Raw genomic sequence first — 338 nt, 5'->3', positions numbered from 1 at the left:
CCGTCTTATGTAAAAGGTTCGCATTCAAAAACAGGAAGGCTTGTATAAAGCCTTCCTGCCGTGTTTATTATGATAATACTTTCATGACGTTTTTGACTGATTCAACGGATTTATCGAGCTGACTTTTTTCGGTTTCAGTCAGTTCAAGTTCAATGATCTGTTCAAGACCGTTTCCGCCGATAATCGTCGGAACGCCGAGATAAATGCCTTCATAGCCGTATTCGCCTTCAAGGTAGGCAATGGTCGGCAGCACGCGGCGCTGGTCTTTTAAGATTGCTTCAACCATTTCTGTCAGGGAAGCGGCCGGCGCATAGTACGCGCTTCCGTTTCCTAACAGG

The 338-nt window shown here is 46.2% G+C and carries 1 pseudogene; it reads right to left on the bottom strand.

Going from position 1 to position 338, the window contains the following annotated elements:
• Positions 1-67: 67 nt before the first annotated feature.
• Positions 68-338, bottom strand: a pseudogene (locus J0695_RS46450) (malate dehydrogenase); the annotation flags it as partial.

It is taken from the genome of Streptomyces beijiangensis (assembly GCF_017315755.1).
Taxonomy (GTDB): Bacteria; Actinomycetota; Actinomycetes; order Streptomycetales; family Streptomycetaceae; genus Streptomyces; species Streptomyces beijiangensis.
Note: the sequence above shows the minus strand (reverse complement) of the source record. Positions and strands in the feature narration are given on the sequence as shown.